This is a genomic window from Pseudomonas sp. MBLB4136, assembly GCF_051904765.1.
GTDB lineage: Bacteria > Pseudomonadota > Gammaproteobacteria > Pseudomonadales > Pseudomonadaceae > Aquipseudomonas.
The window spans coordinates 2,205,848-2,223,709 of record NZ_CP196713.1; the positions used below are offsets into that span (position 1 = coordinate 2,205,848).

Annotated in this window: 12 protein-coding genes; 9 read left to right on the forward strand and 3 right to left on the reverse strand. The window is 64.7% G+C overall.

The window, feature by feature from the left end:
* Nucleotides 1–154: 154 nt before the first annotated feature.
* Nucleotides 155–2,551, reverse strand: a complete 2,397-nt coding sequence (gene xdhB / locus ACSX1D_RS10150; protein WP_439862104.1) for a xanthine dehydrogenase molybdopterin binding subunit — start codon at nt 2,549–2,551, stop codon at nt 155–157.
* A complete protein-coding gene (gene xdhA / locus ACSX1D_RS10155; protein WP_439862105.1) occupies nt 2,544–3,983 on the reverse strand; it encodes a xanthine dehydrogenase small subunit in 1,440 nt (479 codons plus the stop codon). The genes xdhB and xdhA overlap by 8 nt, the downstream gene beginning before the upstream one ends.
* A 398-nt stretch (nt 3,984–4,381) precedes the next feature.
* Between xdhA and ACSX1D_RS10160 the strand changes: the two genes are divergently transcribed.
* The 4 genes from ACSX1D_RS10160 (at nt 4,382) to ligA (ending at nt 12,082) form a co-directional block, all read left to right on the forward strand.
* Nucleotides 4,382–5,041, forward strand: coding sequence for a GntR family transcriptional regulator (locus tag ACSX1D_RS10160; RefSeq protein ID WP_439862106.1), 660 nt, complete (start codon nt 4,382–4,384; stop codon nt 5,039–5,041).
* 3 nt (nt 5,042–5,044) lie between these two features.
* Nucleotides 5,045–8,533: a chromosome segregation protein SMC gene (gene smc / locus ACSX1D_RS10165; RefSeq protein WP_439862107.1), complete on the forward strand. Its 3,489-nt coding sequence runs from the start codon at nt 5,045–5,047 to the stop codon at nt 8,531–8,533.
* Nucleotides 8,534–8,789: 256 nt separating this feature from the next.
* Entirely contained in the window at nt 8,790–9,617 is an 828-nt protein-coding gene (gene zipA / locus ACSX1D_RS10170) for a cell division protein ZipA (RefSeq protein WP_208706673.1), read from the forward strand.
* A gap of 62 nt (nt 9,618–9,679) precedes the next feature.
* The gene (gene ligA, locus ACSX1D_RS10175) at nt 9,680–12,082 is read left to right on the forward strand and encodes an NAD-dependent DNA ligase LigA (RefSeq protein ID WP_439862108.1); all 2,403 of its coding nucleotides are present in this window, start codon (nt 9,680–9,682) and stop codon (nt 12,080–12,082) included.
* Nucleotides 12,083–12,128: 46 nt separating this feature from the next.
* Here ligA and ACSX1D_RS10180 read toward each other — a convergent pair whose 3' ends face one another.
* Nucleotides 12,129–13,004, reverse strand: a complete 876-nt coding sequence (locus ACSX1D_RS10180) for a response regulator transcription factor (RefSeq protein ID WP_439862109.1) — start codon at nt 13,002–13,004, stop codon at nt 12,129–12,131.
* A gap of 427 nt (nt 13,005–13,431) precedes the next feature.
* Between ACSX1D_RS10180 and ACSX1D_RS10185 the strand changes: the two genes are divergently transcribed.
* The 5 genes from ACSX1D_RS10185 (at nt 13,432) to ACSX1D_RS10205 (ending at nt 17,853) form a co-directional block, all read left to right on the forward strand.
* Complete coding sequence (locus ACSX1D_RS10185; protein ID WP_246533162.1) at nt 13,432–13,626, forward strand: Flp family type IVb pilin; 195 nt, start codon at nt 13,432–13,434, stop codon at nt 13,624–13,626.
* A 28-nt stretch (nt 13,627–13,654) separates the two neighbouring features.
* Complete coding sequence (locus ACSX1D_RS10190; protein ID WP_439862110.1) at nt 13,655–14,170, forward strand: A24 family peptidase; 516 nt, start codon at nt 13,655–13,657, stop codon at nt 14,168–14,170.
* An 18-nt stretch (nt 14,171–14,188) separates the two neighbouring features.
* Entirely contained in the window at nt 14,189–15,511 is a 1,323-nt protein-coding gene (locus ACSX1D_RS10195) for an AAA family ATPase (RefSeq protein WP_439862111.1), read from the forward strand.
* Between the two features lie 12 nt (nt 15,512–15,523).
* Nucleotides 15,524–16,336 carry a Flp pilus assembly protein CpaB gene (gene cpaB / locus ACSX1D_RS10200; protein ID WP_439862112.1) on the forward strand — a complete coding sequence of 271 codons (813 nt, stop codon included), beginning with the start codon at nt 15,524–15,526 and terminating at the stop codon, nt 16,334–16,336.
* 65 nt (nt 16,337–16,401) lie between these two features.
* Nucleotides 16,402–17,853 carry a type II and III secretion system protein family protein gene (locus ACSX1D_RS10205; protein ID WP_439862113.1) on the forward strand — a complete coding sequence of 484 codons (1,452 nt, stop codon included), beginning with the start codon at nt 16,402–16,404 and terminating at the stop codon, nt 17,851–17,853.
* Nucleotides 17,854–17,862 lie beyond the last annotated feature (9 nt).

Genomic DNA, 17,862 nt, shown 5'->3' on the forward strand with positions numbered 1-17,862 from the left:
TCGTTCGGTACGTAGCCCGGATGCAATCCGGGAGAGGGTTTCCCCGGATTCCATCCGGGCTACGGATCTGGTGGAAAACGCTTCGCGGTTTTCCACCCTACGGAGCGGCCCGTAGGGTGGATGTCGCGCAGCACATCCACCAAGGTGGTTGGTGTTACGCCGGTTCGACCTCTGCAGCCGCGGCCTTGGCCGGCTGCTGCAGTTTCTTCATCTGCTCCACGCCCCAGAGTACGCGCTCCGGGGTGGCCGGGGCGTCGATCGCCGGCTGTACGCGATAGTCGGCGAGGCTGGCCACCGCATCCTTGATCGCGCACCACACGGCGATGCCGAGCATGAACGGCGGCTCGCCCACGGCCTTGGAGTGGAACACCGTGTCTTCCGGGTTCTTGCGGTTCTCCACCAGCTTGACCCGCAGGTCGAGCGGCATGTCGGCGATGGCCGGGATCTTGTAGCTGGCCGGGCCGTTGGTCATCAGCTTGCCCTTGGCGTTCCACACCAGCTCCTCCATGGTCAGCCAGCCCATGCCCTGGACGAACGCGCCCTCGACCTGGCCGATGTCGATGGCCGGGTTCAGCGAGGCGCCGACGTCGTGCAGGATGTCGGTGCGCAGCATCTTGTACTCGCCGGTCAGGGTGTCGACTATCACCTCGGCGCACGCCGCGCCGTAGGCGAAGTAGTAGAACGGCCGGCCGGCGGCCTTGTCGCGGTCGTAATAGATCTTCGGCGTGCGGTAGAAACCGGTGCTGGAGAGCGACACCTGGGCGAAGTAGGCCTTCTGCACCAGCTCCTCGAACGACAGGAACAGCTCGCGCACGCGCACCTGGCCGTTGCGGAACTCGACGTCTTCCGGGGTGACCCGGTATTCGCGTACCAGGAAGTCCACCAGGCGCTGCTTGATGGTCTCGGCGGCGTTCTGCGCGGCCTTGCCGTTGAGGTCGGCGCCGCTGCTGGCGGCGGTCGGCGAGGTGTTGGGCACCTTGTCGGTGTTGGTCGCGGTGATCTGGATGCGCGAGATGTCGACCTGGAACACCTCGGCCACCACCTGGGCGACCTTGGTATTGAGGCCCTGGCCCATCTCGGTGCCGCCATGGTTGAGGTGGATGCTGCCGTCGGTGTAGATGTGGATCAGCGCGCCGGCCTGGTTGAGGAAGGTGGCGGTGAAGCTGATGCCGAACTTGACCGGGGTCAGCGCCAGGCCCTTCTTCAATACCGGGCTCTTGGCATTGAAGGCGCGGATGGCCTCGCGGCGCTTGGCGTATTCGCTGCTGGCCTCGAGTTCGGCGGTCATCTCGGCGAGCATGTTGTGCTCGACGGTCTGGTGGTAGTGGGTGACGTTGCGCTCGTGCTTGCCGTAGTAGTTGAGCTTGCGCACCTCCAGCGGGTCCTTGCCGAGGGTGCGGGCGATGTGATCCATGACCTGCTCGATGGCGACCATGCCCTGGGGGCCGCCGAAGCCGCGATAGGCGGTGTTCGAGGCGGTGTTGGTCTTGCAGCGATGACCATTGATGGTGGCGTTGCCGAGGAAGTAGGCGTTGTCGGAGTGGAACATCGCCCGGTCGACGATCGAGCCGGACAGGTCCGGCGAATAGCCGCAGTTGCCGGCCAGCTCCATCTGGATGCCGTGAAGCAGGCCGTCGTCGTCGAAGCCGACGTCGTACTCGACGTAGAAGGGGTGGCGCTTGCCGGTGATGCTCATGTCCTCCATGCGCGGCAGGCGCATCTTGGTCGGCCGGCCGGTGAGGTGGGCAATGACCGCGCACAGGCAGGCAGGCCCGGCGGCCTGGGTCTCCTTGCCGCCGAAACCGCCACCCATGCGGCGCATATCGATGACGATCTTGTGCATGGGCACGCCGAGGACTTCGGCGACCAGTTTCTGCACTTCGGTGGCATTCTGCGTCGAGGTGTAGACGATCATGCCGCCATCTTCGGTGGGCATCACCGAGGAGATCTGGGTCTCCAGGTAGAAGTGCTCCTGGCCGCCGATGTGCAGCTTGCCCTGCAGGCGGTGCGGGGCCGTGGACAGGGCGGCGGCCGAGTCGCCGATGCGATGCTGGTGGCTGTCGAGGACGAAGTGCTTCCTGCGCAGGGCTTCCTCGACATCCAGCACCGGCTCCAGGTCTTCGTATTCGATGACCGCCGCCATGGCGGCCTTGCGTGCGTTCTCCAGGTTGTCGGCGCCGACTGCAACCACCACCTGGCCGACATACTCGACCTTGCCGTCGGCCAGCAGCGGATCGCCGGCGACTACCGGGCCGATGTCCAGCTGGCCCGGCACGTCCTGGCTGGTGATGGCGATGGCCACGCCCGGAATCGCATAGCAGGGCGAGGTGTCGATGCTGACGATGCGCGCATGGGCGCGATCGCTCAGGCGGGCATAGACGTGCAGCTGGTTGGGGAACTCCAGGCGGTCATCGACGTAGACCGCCTCGCCGGACACGTGTTTGTCCGCGCTCTCGTGCTTGACGCTGCGGCCGACGCCGGTGGTGATGTCGGCGCGGAACAGTTCTGCCAGTTCGGCCTGGGTCTTCGGGGTTTTGTGATGGTTAGACATAGGCGGTCACCCGGGTTTCGACTTCGGGAGCTTGCAGCTCGAGGAAGAATTTGCGCAGCAGGTTCTGCGCGGTGAGCAGGCGGTATTCCTTGCTGGCGCGGAAGTCGCTGAGCGGGGTGAAGTCCTCGGCCAGGGCGGCGCAGGCTCGCTCGATCACGCCGGGGTACCAGGCCGAACCGTTCAGCGCGGCCTCGCAGGCGGCGGCGCGCTTGGGAATCGCCGCCATGCCGCCGAAGGCGATGCGGGCTTCTTTCACCACGCCATCCTCGATCCGCAGGTTGAAGGCCGCGCACACCGCCGAGATGTCGTCGTCCAGGCGCTTGGACACCTTGTACGCGCGGAACGCCTGGTTGGCTTGGGCGCGCGGCACGATGATCTTCTCGATGAACTCGGCCTCCTGGCGGGCGGTCACCTTGTAGTCGAGGAAATAGTCTTCCAGGGCCAGGGTGCGGGTGGTGCAACCCTGGCGCAGGACAATCTGCGCGCCGAGGGCAATCAACAGCGGCGGGGCGTCGCCGATCGGCGAGGCGTTGCCGATATTGCCGCCCAGGGTGCCCTGGTTGCGGATCTGCAGGGAGGCGAAGCGATGCAGCAACTCGCCGAAGTCCGGATATTCGCGGGCCAGCGCCGCGTAGCAGTCGGTCAGCGCAGTGGCGGCGCCGATCTCGATGCGGGTTTCGGTCACCTCCACGCGCTTCATCGCTTCGATGTGGCCGACGTAGATCATCACCGGCAGCTCGCGGTGGAACTGGGTCACCTCCAGGGCCAGGTCGGTGCCGCCGGCAAGCAGGCGCGCCTCGGGGTTGGCGACATAGAGATCGGCCAGGTCGGCCACGGTCAGCGGCAGCAGGCAGCGCTTGTCGCCGCTGTTCAGCTCGGCGGTTTCCCGCGGGGCGATGGCTTGCAACTGGGCGACGGTCTCGGCTTCGAAGGCGTCGAATTGATCAGGCTGCTTCTGGCAACAGGCCTGCTCGGCGGCGTCGATGATCGGCCGGTAGCCCGTGCAGCGGCACAGGTTGCCGGCCAGGGCCTCCAGGGTGGCGCCCTTGTCGAAGCCATCTGCCTGCTTCTGCAGGGCGAACAGCGACATAACGAAGCCCGGCGTGCAGAAACCGCATTGCGAACCATGGCAGTCGACCATGGCCTGCTGCACGCTATGCAGCTTGCCCTGATGCTTGAGGTCCTCGACTGTGATCAGCTGCTTGCCGTGCAGCGAGGCGACGAAGGTCAGGCAGGAGTTGAGGGTGCGGTAGCGCACCCGATCGCCATCCAGCTCACCGACCACCACGGTACAGGCGCCGCAGTCGCCCGAGGCGCAGCCTTCCTTGGTGCCGGGCTTGCCGACGTGCTCACGCAGATAGTTGAGCACTGTTAGGTTGGGATCGAGTCGCTGCTCGGTGCGCAGCTCCCGGTTGAGTAAAAACTGGATCAAGGACGACCTCCAGGCATTTTATTGTTCTTTACGAGCGGCTCGTATCAGGCGGAGAAGGCGCAGCAGTATGGGGCTACGGGCGCTGCCAACCTTCCGATATGAGGCAAATCTAGAGTTTTCTGACTTTTGGGTCAACAAATATTTGACCCTCTGGTCAGGTGTTTGTCATGCAATTCGGTTATGAGCCCGCCAAGGACGTCTCGCGCCCATACATACGTCGCAGGATAGGCGACTCCAGGCGCGTCTGAGGGGCCTGGAATGCTTGCCCGTGCTGCCGTTGGCCCGGTAACACCCTGTGTTACACTCGCGCCCCGCGCCCGCCAGTCCAGCGCCTGTCGAGTGCGCCCGCAGCCACAATGCCGCCTGTCCCAATAGGTCAACAGAGCCTAAGGAAAATCATGACGTTCAAGGCACCGGACAGCCTCGCCGAGCAGATCGCCCAATACCTGGCAGAGCGCATCATTCGCGGTGAAATGCAGGCGAACGAGCGCATTCAGGAGCAAAAGGTCACCCAGTCGCTCAACGTCAGTCGCGGCTCGGTGCGCGAGGCCTTGCTGATTCTCGAGCGTCGTCACCTTGTGGTGATCCTGCCGCGCCGCGGCGCACAGGTCAGCGAGCTGACCCCGCACAGGGTGAGGAGCCTCTATGCCCTGGTCATCGAGCTGTACGTCCTGCTGGCCCGCGCAGTGGCCGAGGGCTGGCGCGTGAAGGCCGACCTGGCCCCCTTCGTGACCATTCAACAGCGCTTGCAGGACAGTCAGCAGCGAGAGGATATCGACGCCTTCGTTAAGCACAGTTTCGACGTCATGCGCGCGGCCTATCCGTTCGCGGACAATCCTTACCTGCAGGAAACCGTGGAGAATCTGCTGCCGGCGATCAGTCGCACCTATCATCTGGTGCTGGAGCGGCGCAGGGGCGAGATGGCCCAGTACCTGGGCACCTTCGCCCAGCTGTTGCAGGCGATTGGCGAGCGCGACCATGCGCGTGCCCGGGAGCTGCTGGTCCGCTACGGCGAGCACAATTGCCAGTTGGTCCTGGCGACCCTGGGAGAGCGCTGAGCCATGCGCCTGAAATGCATCAAGCTGGCGGGCTTCAAGTCGTTCGTCGATCCGACCACGGTCAGCTTCCCGAGCAACATGGCGGCGGTGGTGGGTCCCAACGGCTGCGGCAAGTCCAATATCATCGATGCGGTGCGCTGGGTAATGGGTGAAAGCTCGGCGAAGAACCTGCGCGGCGAATCGATGACCGACGTCATCTTCAACGGCTCCAACACGCGCAAGCCGGTGACCCAGGCCAGCATCGAGCTGATCTTCGACAACTCCGACGGCACCCTGGTCGGCGAATACGCCGGCTACAACGAGATTTCCATCCGCCGCCGGGTGACCCGCGACAGCCAGAACACCTACTTCCTCAACGGCACCAAGTGCCGCCGGCGAGACATCACCGATATCTTCCTCGGCACCGGCCTGGGGCCGCGCAGCTATTCGATCATCGAGCAGGGCATGATCTCCAAGCTGATCGAGGCCAAGCCCGAGGAGCTGCGCAACTTCATCGAAGAGGCCGCGGGGATCTCCAAATACAAGGAGCGCCGCCGCGAGACCGAGAACCGCATTCGCCGCACCCACGAGAACCTGGCGCGCCTGACCGACCTGCGCGAGGAGCTGGAGCGCCAGCTCGAGCGCCTGCATCGCCAGGCCCAGGCCGCGGAGAAGTATCAGCAATACAAGGGCGAGGAGCGCCAGCTCAAGGCCCAGCTCACGGCTCTGCGCTGGCAGGCCTTGAACGAGCAGGTCGGCCAGCGCGAGGCGGTGATCGGCAGCCAGGAGGTCAGCTTCGAAGCGCTGGTGGCCGAGCAGCGCAACGCCGACGCCAGCATCGAACGGCTGCGTGACGGCCACCATGAGTTGAGCGAGCGCTTCAATCTGGTGCAGGGGCGCTTCTACTCGGTCGGCGGCGATATCGCCCGGGTCGAGCAGAGCATCCAGCACGGCCAGCAGCGCCTGCGCCAGTTGCAGGACGACCTGCGCGAGGCCGAGCGGGCACGCCAGGAAACCGAATCGCACCTGGGCCACGACCGTACCCTGCTGGCCACCCTGGGCGAAGAGCTGGCGATGCTCGAACCGGAGCAGGAGCTGACCGCCGCCGCCGCCGAGGAAGCCGCCGCCGCGCTGGAGGAAGCGGAGAGCGCCATGCACGGCTGGCAGGAGCAGTGGGATGGCTTCAACCAGCGCAGCGCCGAGCCACGCCGCCAGGCCGAGGTACAACAGTCACGCATCCAGCAGCTGGAGCAGAGCCTGGAGCGTCTGGCCGAACGCCAGCGACGCCTAGCCGGGGAGCTGCAGCAGCTGGCCGCCGATCCGGAAGATGCGGCGATTATGGAGTTGGGCGAGCAGATCGCCGCCGCCGAGCTGGACCAGGAGCAGTTGCAGGCTGACGAACAGCAACTGGCCGAGCGCCTGCAGCAGCTGCGCGACGAACTGCTGCAAGCCGGCCAGGCGCAGCAACAGGCCCAAGGCGAACTGCAACGCCTGAATGGTCGCCTGGCCTCGCTGGAGGCCTTGCAGCAGGCGGCGCTCGACCCGGGGCAGGGTGCCGGCGAATGGTTGCGCGAGCAGCAGTTGAGCGAGCGTCCGCGACTGGCCGAGGGGCTGCGGGTCGAGGCGGGCTGGGAACTGGCGGTGGAGACCGTGCTCGGCGCCGACCTGCAGGCGGTGCTGCTGGACGATTTCGAGGGGCTGGACTTCACCGGCCTGAGTCAGGGCGAGCTGCGCCTGCTCAGCCCGGGCGCCGGCACCGCAAGGGTGGCCGGCAGCCTGTTGGACAAGGTCGAGGCGAGCGTCGATCTGGCGCCCTGGCTGGCCCGGGTGCGGCCGGTGGAGTCCCTCGAGGAGGCCCTGGCCGGCCGCGCGGCGCTGGGCGAGGGCGAAAGCCTGATCAGTCGCGACGGTTATTGGGTCGCGCGGCATTCTCTGCGCGTGCGCCGCGCCGGCGAGGCGGACAGCGGGGTGCTGGCCCGCGGCCAGGAGCTGGAACGCCTGGCACTGGAGCGCGAAGAGCGCGAAGCGGCCCTGGAGCTGCTCGACGAACGCCTGCAGGGCCTGCGCGCGGCGCAGCGCCAGCTGGAGGAGCAGCGCGAGCAGCAGCGCCGCCAGTTGCAGGACCGCACCCGCGCCCTCGGCGAGCTGAAGGCGCGGCTGTCCGCCAGCCAGGCCAAGGCCGAGCAGTTGACCCTGCGTCGGCGTCGACTCGATGGCGAGCAGGCCGAGCAGGCCGAACAGCGCGAGCTGGAGCAGGAGCAGCTGGGCGAGGCGCGCCTGCAGTTGCAGGAGGCCCTGGAGGCCATGGCCCTGGACAACGAGCAGCGCGAGGGCCTGCTGGCCAGCCGCGATGCCCTGCGCGAGCGGCTCGATCGCGTGCGTCAGGAGGCTAGGGGGCACAAGGATCACGCCCACCAGTTGGCGGTGCACCTCGGTTCGCTGCGGGCCCAGCACGACTCCACCCGTCAGGCCCTGGAACGCCTGGAGTTGCAGGCCGAGCGCCTGCACGAGAAGCGCGAGCAGCTCAGCCTCAACCTGGAGGAGGGCGAGGCGCCGCTGGAGGAGCTGCGCCTGAAGCTCGAGGAGTTGCTTGACAGGCGCATGGGCGTGGAGGAAGAGCTCAAGCACGCCCGTCTGGCCCTGGAGGACGCCGACCGCGAGTTGCGTGATGCCGAGAAGCGCCGCAGCCAGGCCGAGCAGCAGTCGCAGCTGCTGCGCGGCCAGCTCGAGCAGCAGCGCATGGAGTGGCAGTCGCTGAACGTGCGCCGCAAGGCCCTGCAGGATCAACTGGCCGAAGACCAGTACGACCTGCACGGTGTGCTCGCCAGCCTGCCGCCGGAGGCCAGCGAACAGGCCTGGGAGGAAGAACTCGAACGGCTGGCGGCGCGCATCCAGCGTCTAGGGCCGATCAACCTGGCGGCCATCGACGAGTACCAGCAGCAGTCCGAGCGCAAGCGCTATCTGGACGCCCAGGACGCCGACCTGGTGGAGGCGCTGGACACCCTGGAAAACGTCATTCGCAAGATCGACAAGGAAACCCGCAACCGCTTCAAGGAGACCTTCGATCAGATCAACGGCGGCCTGCAGGCGCTGTTCCCCAAGGTGTTCGGTGGCGGCAACGCCTACCTGGAGCTCACCGGGGACGACCTGCTGGATACGGGTGTGACCATCATGGCGCGGCCGCCGGGCAAGAAGAACAGCACCATTCACCTGCTGTCGGGTGGCGAGAAGGCGCTGACCGCTCTAGCCCTGGTGTTCGCCATCTTTCAGCTCAACCCGGCGCCGTTCTGCATGCTCGACGAGGTGGATGCACCGCTGGACGACGCCAACGTCGGACGCTACGCCCGCCTGGTCAAGGAAATGTCGGAGAAAGTGCAGTTTATCTATATCACCCACAACAAGATCGCCATGGAAATGGCCGATCAACTGATGGGCGTCACCATGCACGAGCCGGGCTGCTCGCGCCTGGTCGCGGTGGATGTGGAGGAGGCGCTGGCCATGGTGGACGCCTGATTAAGCCGGTACTCGCCAGTCAGGGTCGATACCGTCGGTCACAGGGGTGAAATGCTGTGCCGGCATGGGCGGACGGCGTTTATAACGGCCTTCTGGCTGTGTAAAGTTGCCTTTCGTCGTGCTAGCTTAATGCGCACTTTTATTGTTCGTGGAAAACGCCTGTCAGAACATGGAGTTGGCGCCACGTTTAAGGTCATCGAAGTAAGGGCCGGATGCCCTTTGTTCATCGCAAATTCATTAGGGGTCAGGGTATTTCATGGAATTCGGTCTGCGCGAGTGGCTGATCGTCATCGGTATCATCGTCATCGCTGGCATCTTGTTCGATGGCTGGCGACGCATGCGCGGTGGCAAGGGCAAGTTGAAGTTCAAGCTCGATCGGAGCCTGGTCGGTGGCGTGGATGACGATGGCGATCCCGACCTGCTCGGCCCGCCACGCGTGGTCGAGCGCCACCAGGAGCCTTCCCTGGATGAGCACGATCTGCCGGCCATGAGCGCCCGTGAGTCGAATCGCCGCCGCTCCGCCGAGCCACGCCAGGGCGACCTGAACCTGGGGCTGGAGGAACCGGTTCCGACCCTGCTCAATCCGGTCGAACAGGACGCCGCCGAAACTCATAACGGCGCCAAGAAAGCGGTGGCCAAAGAGCCGGCAGCGGTGGAAGAGGTGCTGGTGATCAACGTGGTGGCCCGCGATGGCGAGGGTTTCAAGGGCCCGGCCCTGCTGCAGAACATTCTCGAGAGCGGCCTGCGCTTCGGCGAGATGGACATCTTTCATCGCCACGAGAGCATGGCCGGCAACGGCGAGGTGCTGTTCTCCATGGCCAACGCGCTCAAGCCGGGCACGTTCGACCTGGACGATATCGAGGGCTTCAGCACTCGCGCGGTGAGCTTCTTCCTCGGCCTGCCGGGGCCGCGGCACCCGAAGCAGGCGTTCGACGTGATGGTCGCCGCCGCGCGCAAACTGGCCCATGAGCTGAACGGCGAGCTGAAGGACGACCAGCGCAGCGTGATGACCTCGCAGACCATCGAGCATTACCGCCAGCGCATCGTCGAGTTCGAGCGCAAGCAGTTGACCAGTAAACGCTAAGTACCAATGGTTTCGCGAAGAAGAGCAGCCCAGGCTGCTCTTTTCGTTTGAGAGATGAATCCATGACCGACACCACCCCATCTGGCCAAAGTGCCGCCGAACGCATCGCCCAGTTGCGCAGCGAGCTGGATGAGCACAACTACCGCTACCACGTGCTCGACGAGCCGAGCATTCCGGACGCCGAGTACGACCGTCTCTACCATGAGCTCAAGGCCCTGGAGAGCGAGCATCCGCAGCTGGTCACGCCTGATTCGCCGACGCAGCGGGTCGGCAGCCTGGCGCTGAGCGCCTTCGGCGAGGTCAGGCACGAGGTGCCGATGCTCAGTCTCGGCAACGCCTTCGAGGAGGCCGATCTGTTGGATTTCGACCGCCGCGTGCGTGAGGGCCTGGACTTGCCGGCCGGCGAGCATACCGGGGACCTGTTCGGTGGCGGCGTGGATATCGAGTACAGCTGCGAGCCCAAGCTCGATGGCCTGGCCGTCAGCCTGCTGTACGAGAACGGCCTGCTGGTGCGCGGCGCCACCCGCGGCGACGGCAGCACCGGCGAGGACATCAGTGTCAACGTGCGTACCGTGCGCAACATCCCCCTGCGCCTGCACGGCAGCGGCTGGCCCGCGGTGCTGGAGGTGCGCGGCGAGGTGTTCATGTCCAAGGCCGGCTTCGAGGCCCTCAACGCGCGCCAGCTGGAAAGTGGCGGCAAGACCTTCGCCAACCCGCGCAACGCCGCGGCGGGCAGCCTGCGCCAGCTCGACCCGAGGATCACCGCCAGCCGCCCGCTGGAGCTGTGCGCCTACGGCGTCGGCCGGGTCGAGGGGGAGCTGGCGCAGACCCATATCGGCATTCTCGAGGCGCTGAAGGGCTGGGGCCTGCCGATCAGCCGCGAGCTGAAACTGGCCAGGGGCGCGCAGCAATGCCTGGACTACTACCGCGATATCGGCGAACGCCGCGAGTCGCTGCCCTATGAAATCGACGGCGTGGTGTTCAAGGTCAACAGCCTGGCCTACCAGCGCGAGCTGGGCTTCCGTGCCCGCGAGCCACGCTGGGCTATAGCGCACAAGTTCCCGGCGATGGAGGAGCTGACCGAGCTGCTCGCCGTCGAGTTTCAGGTCGGGCGCACCGGCGCTGTCACCCCGGTGGCCCGCCTGAAACCGGTGAAGGTGGCCGGCGTCACCGTCTCCAACGCCACGCTGCACAATATGGATGAGGTGGCGCGCCTGGGGGTGATGGTCGGCGATACGGTGATCATCCGCCGCGCCGGCGATGTGATTCCCCAGGTGGTCCAGGTGGTGTCCGAGCGCCGTCCGGCCGGCGCGCAACCGGTGCAAGTTCCGGTGCAGTGTCCGGTCTGCGGTTCCCAGGTCGAGCGCACCCAGTTGATCAAGCGCAGCAAGGGGCGCGAGACCGTCAGCGAAGGCTCGGTGTACCGCTGCGTCGGGCGCCTGGCCTGTGGCGCCCAGCTCAAGCAGGCGATCATCCATTTCGTCTCGCGCCGTGCCATGGATATCGAGGGCCTCGGCGAGAAGAGCGTCGAGCAGCTGGTGGACGAGGGTCTGGTGCGCTCACCGGCCGACCTGTACAGCCTGTCGTTCGAGCAGATCGTCGGCCTGGAAGGCTTCGCCGAGCTGTCGAGCAACAACCTGCTGGCGGCCATCGCCGACAGTCGCGCGCCAAGCCTGGCGCGCTTCGTCTATGCCCTGGGCATTCCCGATGTCGGCGAGGAAACCGCCAAGCTGCTGGCCCGCGCCCTGGGCTCGCTGGCGCGCATCCAGCAGGCGCTGCCCGAGGTGCTGACCTACTTGCCGGATGTCGGCCTGGAGGTCGCCCACGAGATCCGCAACTTCTTCGACGACAGCCACAACCAGCAGGTGATCCGCGATCTGCTAGCCCGGGGCGTAGCGCCCCAGGAGGAGGGTGGGCTAAGCGCCGAGTTCGCCGCCTGCGCGACCCTGGCCGGGTTCATCGACAAGCTGAATATCGCCGGCATCGCCGCTACCGGGGCGAAGAAACTGGCCGAGAAGGCTGGCAGTCTCGATGGGGTGATCGCCCTGAGTCAGGACTGGCTGGAACTGAGCGTGATGAAGGGCCTCAACGAGAAGGCCAAGCAGGCGCTGCGTGAGCATTTCGCCATCCCGGCCAACGTCGAGCGGGCCCGGGCCATCGAGGAGCAGTTGCGCGAATTCGGCATGCACTGGCAGAGCGAGCGCAAGAGCGTCGCAGGACTGCCCCTGGCGGGACAGACCTGGGTGCTGACCGGCACCCTGGAAGTCATGAGCCGCGATGTGGCCAAGGAGAAGCTGGAGAGCCTGGGCGCCAAGGTGGCCGGTTCGGTGTCGGCCAAGACCAGTTGCGTGGTCGCGGGGCCCGGCGCCGGCTCGAAGCTGGCCAAGGCCAGCGAGCTCGGGCTCAGGGTCATGGACGAGCAGGCATTCCTGGCGCTGCTCGAGGAGCATGCCGGCGGGCAATGATGGCTGGGAATGAGCAGTGCGCCGGGGCGTTTCGCCCTGGCCAGGCTCAGGCGCGGATTCCGGGAATCAGACTTTCCAAGGCGGCGGCGGTGGTCTCGTCCAGTTCCACTTCATCTTCGACCTTGTGGGGATGGGCCGCCTGGCGATACTCGCTGGGCGTGCAGCCATTGGCCTGCTTGAAGGCCCGGGCGAAGTAGGAGGGGTCCTTGAAGCCGGCCTCGTAGCCGATGCTGGTAATGGGCATCTGGCTGTTATCGAGCAGTTCCTTGGCCAGGTCCATGCGCTTGTTGAGGATGTAGTCCATGAAGCCCATGCCGATGACTTCCTTGAACAGGCGGCTGAAGCGGAAGGGCGTCATGCCAGAGCGTTGCGCCAGGTCCTTCTGGTCGATGCTTTCGCGGAAATGTTGATCGATATGCTGCAGCACCTGGTTCAGCGCCTGGTGCTTCTGATGCTTGGCGGTCAGGCGGATGCTGTCCGGAAAGGTCGGATAGCGCTCTACCGATGCCTTCCTGGTGCGGCCATTGGTGCCCCGGCGAGCCTCGCAAAGCTGGGCCAGGGAGCGCAGGTAGCGGTTCTTCTCCGCTGAAGTAAGGGGCAGCACCATGTATTCCCAGACGCGCGAGCGCATCGCCCATACGGCCAGCTCTTCCGAGTGCTGCACGGTGAACATGGTGATGGGGATCGACGGCACGCTGCGCTTGACCTCCAGCAGCAGGTTCAGGCCCAGGGCATCGGGATGGTCGAAGTGCATGCAGATCATGTCCGGCTGCTGTTCGCTGGCCCGCTCGGACAGGCTGGAGGACTTCGCCAGGCGGCACTCGCAGGCAGCACGAAACTGGTCGATAAGCTCCTCAACCGATCGGTCATGAGTCAGATCGAGCCATAACAGCAGTGGTTTTGTCGCCGAGTTAGACATCATTTTCTTAGCTCTGCGCTCTTGAGTTTTCTTGCGTACTTCCGCTGAAGTATTGTCAGAATGCCAGTACTGTAAAGATTAAAAGCTAATAAATACCAATCCTCATATTTCGATTCTCTCTAGGTGGCTGCTGCGTCGTGGTTTGGCGCGGCTTCGATCTGCTGTCCTCTTGTTAATAACCAGCCACCGCCCGTCGCATGCGAATCAGTTTCACAATCATATATAGCCTTCCTTCAGTTGGCTCCTGCATCCGCCGCGCGCGATTGGCGCCAGTAGATTAAGCGGGCGCTCCGCCGGCCACGCAAAAATGTCCTAGGGGTCAGCAAAAATCTCCTAACCGCGCATTGGCTTCCTGACTAGGGTTGCAAACAGGCGGGGCAAGAAGTGCCGCCGTTTCCTGGAATATCAACTTTCTAGTGAGGTGGGCGAAATGACTTTTCAAGCAATCAAGACTTCGGTGATGAAGTTCGTAAAAGACGAAGAGGGTCTGACCATCGTGGAATATGCGGTGGCGGGAGGTCTTGTAACAGTTGGTGTTGTTGCGGCATTTGTCCTTTTAGGCGGTGCCGTAGACACCAACATCAGGACTCTGTGCGGGGCTATTACCAACTCTGCCCCGTGCTAATACGACAGTTTCCGTGAGAGAAACAGCGATGTCCATAGAGCAGATGGTCCCCGTCATTGTGCTACTAGGGCTGCTGGGCATAGCGGTGGCGAGCGACTTGCGTCGCCACCGCATTCCCAACTTGCTGATCGTGCTGGGCTTCGCCCTGGGGCTGGCTGGCCAGGCTTATTCGGATGGATTCGGTGGTCTGGGCGATGGAGCCCTGGGCCTGTTGATCGGCTTCGGCGTGTTTCTTCCGCTCTACGCCCTGGGCGGCATGGCCGCTGGTGACGTCAAGCTGATGGCCATGGTCGGTGCTTTTCTGACGCCGAATGGCGCGCTCTGGGCTGCATTCTTCAGCCTAATCGTCGGCGGCCTGTGCGGCTTCCTGATCGTGCTGGTGCGCGGGCAGTTGCCGATGACCTTTTCGCGTTACTGGTTGATGCTCAGGGCCCGCGCCTACTTTGCGCCGTCTGCAGACGAGGTGGCCGGCAAACCCTTTCCTTATTCGCTGGCGATTCTGTTGGGCACGCTGACCTGCCTGTACTTGCAGCATTTCGCTTGATAACCCGGGAGGCCAACCATGTACGCCATCAGCGACAGCGAAGCCTATCCCAGTCAACGCGAGGCGGTGCAACGATTGGCGCCGCAACCGCGTACGGTTCGCGACACCGGTCTGGCGGATAACTTTCTCGGCGATCTGCTGTGCAAGCACTTGCATGACGCCGGCGTGCTGGACCTGGCGCAACTGGTCAAGCGCCTTGCGCTGACCGGGGCCGTGCTGGAGGAAGTGCTCGGCTTTCTGCGCAAGGACGGGCGCGTCGAGGTGCTCGGGCAGACAGGGGGCCAGACGCTGCGCTATGGCCTGACCGAGCGTGGCCGCAGCGCCGCTCGCGACGCCCTGGCGCGCAGCGGCTACATAGGCGCTGCGCCCTTTCCGGTAAGCGCGTATCGCTCCTTGATCAAGCTGCAGACCATTCACCATGGCCGCATTACCTCCCGCGACATGCACAAGGCCTTTGCCGGGGTCGTGCTCTCGGAGGCCATGCTCGATCAACTGGGCGCGGCCATGAACTCCGGCCGCGCCATCATGGTTTACGGGCCGGCCGGTACCGGCAAGACCTACATCAGCAGCCGCCTGATCCGGCTGTTTGCCGAAGCCATCTGGGTGCCGCACGCCATTGCGATCAACGAAGCGGTGGTCGAGATCTACGATCCCCAGGTGCACCAACTACTCGACGACAAGGAGCAGCAGGGCAGCCTGATGCTCAATGAAGGCATCGACCGTCGCTTGCTCTGCTGCAAGCGCCCGGTGGTGATCACCGGCGGCGAGCTGAGCATGGAGCAGCTGGACATCCGCTACGACCCGTTCAGCCGCCAGTACCAGGCGCCCCTGCAGCTAAAGGCCAGCAACGGCCTGTTCATCATCGACGACATGGGCCGCCAGCGCATGGCGCCGGCGGAGTTGCTCAACCGCTGGATCGTGCCGATGGAGGAGAAGCGCGACTTTCTCAACCTCGGCGGTGGCCGTCACTGCGAGCTGCCGTTCGACCTCATCCTGCTGTTCTCCACCAACCTCAATCCGCTGGAGCTGGCCGACGAGGCCTTCCTGCGGCGCATCGGGTACAAGCTGCACTTCGACTACCTCAAGCCGCAGGAATACGAGCGTATCTGGCGCCAGGAAACCGAGCGCCTGGGCATCGATTTTGACCCGCTGCTGCTGCGCTATGTCCTGCAAGGCTTGTACGAGACCGAGGGCGTGCCGTTGGTGCCGTGCCATCCGCGTGATCTGTTGGGCATGGCGCTGGACCGTCAGCGCTACCTGGACAGTTCCGACCCGCTTTCCCCACGCGAGCTGGAGTGGGCCTGGCAGAACTACTTCGTTCAGCTCGACTTTCTTGGATAAGGAGATGCAGACATGAGCTCTCGTACTCTCGGCTTGGTAACGCTTTCCCTGGTTCTTGGCCTGGGCGCGGCCTGGATGGCCAACAGCTGGCTGGATGCTCGGCTCAACGCCAGCCCCGATGACAACCTGCAGAACGTGGTGGTCGCCACCACCGAGATCCCGTTCGGGCAGATGGTCGAGGCCCAGCAGGTCACCGTGGTGCGCATGCCCAAGGGCACGGTACCGGACGACTCCTTCGCTGAGCCTGAGAAGGTGGTGGGCAAGATCGCCACCTTCAGCATGCTTCGCGGCGACATCCTGCGCGAAGCGCGGCTGGCCGAGCACCTGGGCGGCAGCACCCTGGCTTCGCTGATCGAAACGGACAAGCGCGCCGTCACCGTGCGGGTCGACGACGTGGTCGGCGTCGGCGGGTTCCTCCTGCCGGGCAACCGGGTCGATGTGCTGGCCACCAAGCGGGTGGGCAACGGCAACGATTCCGAATCCAAGACCATTCTCGAAGACTTGCGTGTGCTGGCGGTCGATCAGACCGCCAGTACCGACAAGACCCAGCCGGTGGTGGTACGCGCAGTCACCCTGGAAATGACTGGAGAAGAGGCCGAAGTGCTGGTCAAGGCGCAGAGCGAAGGCAAGCTGCAACTGGCCTTGCGCAATCCGCTGGACAACCAGAAGAAGCCCGAACCCACGGTCGCAGCTGCGGAGCCGGCCGTGCCGGTTGCAACTCCGGCGCCGGCTCCGGTGAAGCGGGTGGTGCGCCGTCGTTCGGGTGGAAGCGGGGTCACCATCATCCGCGGTACCGACGTCGAGGTGACGAAAGTACAGATCTAGTCTCGGACTGCTCAAGCCCAGCTTACTGCGATCGGGCAAGCGACCTGTCAGGCAAGGAGAGGGATATGCAAAGCATTCTAAAAGTAGCGTCGATGGCTGTACTGCTGGGCGCCTGGCTGATACCGCTGGCGCAGGTCGACGCGGCGGAGGTGACGGCCATGCCGGCTGCCAACATCAGCAATATCCAGGTGCCGATCTACAAGTCACGGATCCTGTCCACCCGGGCGGCGGTCAAGAAGGTTTCGATCGGCAATCCGGAGATCGCCGACATCCTGATTACCAGCCCGACCCAGCTGTATCTGCTAGGTCGTTCCCTGGGCAGCACCAATGTGCTGCTGTGGGATGGACGCAACCGCCTGATCGACAGCCTGGATCTGGAGGTGGTCCACGACCTCGGTGGGCTGAAGAGCAAACTGCACCAGTTGATGCCCAACGAGCGCATCGAGGTGTTCAGCGCCCAGGGCGCGCTGGTCCTGCGCGGCCAGGTCAGCAGTGCCGTGGCAATGGACACGGCGGTCAAGCTGGCCAAGACCTACACCGCGCAGACCGCCAGTGTCGTGCAGGGCGAGGGCGAGGCCGCGGCGGCCGCGCCGACCCAGTCGCTGGAGGTCATCAACCTGCTCAGCGTCGGCGGCACCCAGCAGGTGATGCTCGAGGTCAAGGTGGCGGAGATGCAGCGCAGCCTGGTCAAGCGTCTGGGCGTGCGCTTTCTGGCCGTCGGTGATTCCGGCAACTGGAGCCTGGGCGGCTTCAACAACAGCACCTCCCTGGTCAACGGCCTATTGAGTTCGGACAAAGGCTTCCTCGCGCAATTCACTTCGGCGAGCTTCCTCCTCGATGCAGTGCTCGAGGCGGCCAAGGAAAACGGTTCGGCCAAGGTGCTGGCCGAACCGACCTTGACCACCCTGACCGGGCAGCAGGCCGAGTTCATCTCTGGCGGCGAGTTTCCCATCCCGGTTTCCGACGACGATGGCATCACCATCGAATACAAGGAGTTCGGTGTCGGCGTGAAGTTTCTTCCGGTGGTACTCGATTCCGAGCGCATCAATCTCAACCTCAATGTGTCGGTCAGTGAGCTGGTCGCAGCCAATAGCTTGGTTGTCGATACCTCGCCGCTTGCCGGAGCGTCCTTGCTGGTGCCCGCACTGACCAAGCGCAGTGCGCAGTCCACGGTGGAACTTGGAAACGGCCAGACCATCGCCATCGCCGGCCTGATCAGCGAGAACACCCGCGATTTTGTCAGCCGCTTCCCCGGCCTGGGCGATATCGCGGTGATCGGCCACCTGTTCCGCAGCCAGGAGTTCATCAACGGTGAAACCGAGCTGGTGATCCTGGTCACTCCGCACCTGGCCAAGCCGGTGGATGCCCGGAGCGTGCGCCTGCCAACGGAAAAATTCGTAGAGCCGGGCGATATGGATTTCTACCTGATGGGCAAGACCAAGGGGCGCCAATTGCATCGTCCGGTGCCCGTCAGCCTTGGCGTCAGCGAAGGCAGTTTCGGCCATGACCTCAACTAGCAGGAGACA

Bases quoted from the DNA above. Each gene is read 5' to 3' on its own strand.
- xdhB (WP_439862104.1), bottom strand. From the start codon at position 2,551: ATGTCTAACCATCACAAAACCCCGAAGACCCAGGCCGAACTGGCAGAA.
- ACSX1D_RS10160 (WP_439862106.1), top strand. From the start codon at position 4,382: ATGACGTTCAAGGCACCGGACAGCCTCGCCGAGCAGATCGCCCAATAC.
- smc (WP_439862107.1), top strand. From the start codon at position 5,045: ATGCGCCTGAAATGCATCAAGCTGGCGGGCTTCAAGTCGTTCGTCGAT.
- zipA (WP_208706673.1), top strand. From the start codon at position 8,790: ATGGAATTCGGTCTGCGCGAGTGGCTGATCGTCATCGGTATCATCGTC.
- ligA (WP_439862108.1), top strand. From the start codon at position 9,680: ATGACCGACACCACCCCATCTGGCCAAAGTGCCGCCGAACGCATCGCC.
- ACSX1D_RS10180 (WP_439862109.1), bottom strand. From the start codon at position 13,004: ATGATGTCTAACTCGGCGACAAAACCACTGCTGTTATGGCTCGATCTG.
- ACSX1D_RS10185 (WP_246533162.1), top strand. From the start codon at position 13,432: ATGACTTTTCAAGCAATCAAGACTTCGGTGATGAAGTTCGTAAAAGAC.
- ACSX1D_RS10190 (WP_439862110.1), top strand. From the start codon at position 13,655: ATGTCCATAGAGCAGATGGTCCCCGTCATTGTGCTACTAGGGCTGCTG.
- ACSX1D_RS10195 (WP_439862111.1), top strand. From the start codon at position 14,189: ATGTACGCCATCAGCGACAGCGAAGCCTATCCCAGTCAACGCGAGGCG.
- cpaB (WP_439862112.1), top strand. From the start codon at position 15,524: ATGAGCTCTCGTACTCTCGGCTTGGTAACGCTTTCCCTGGTTCTTGGC.
- ACSX1D_RS10205 (WP_439862113.1), top strand. From the start codon at position 16,402: ATGCAAAGCATTCTAAAAGTAGCGTCGATGGCTGTACTGCTGGGCGCC.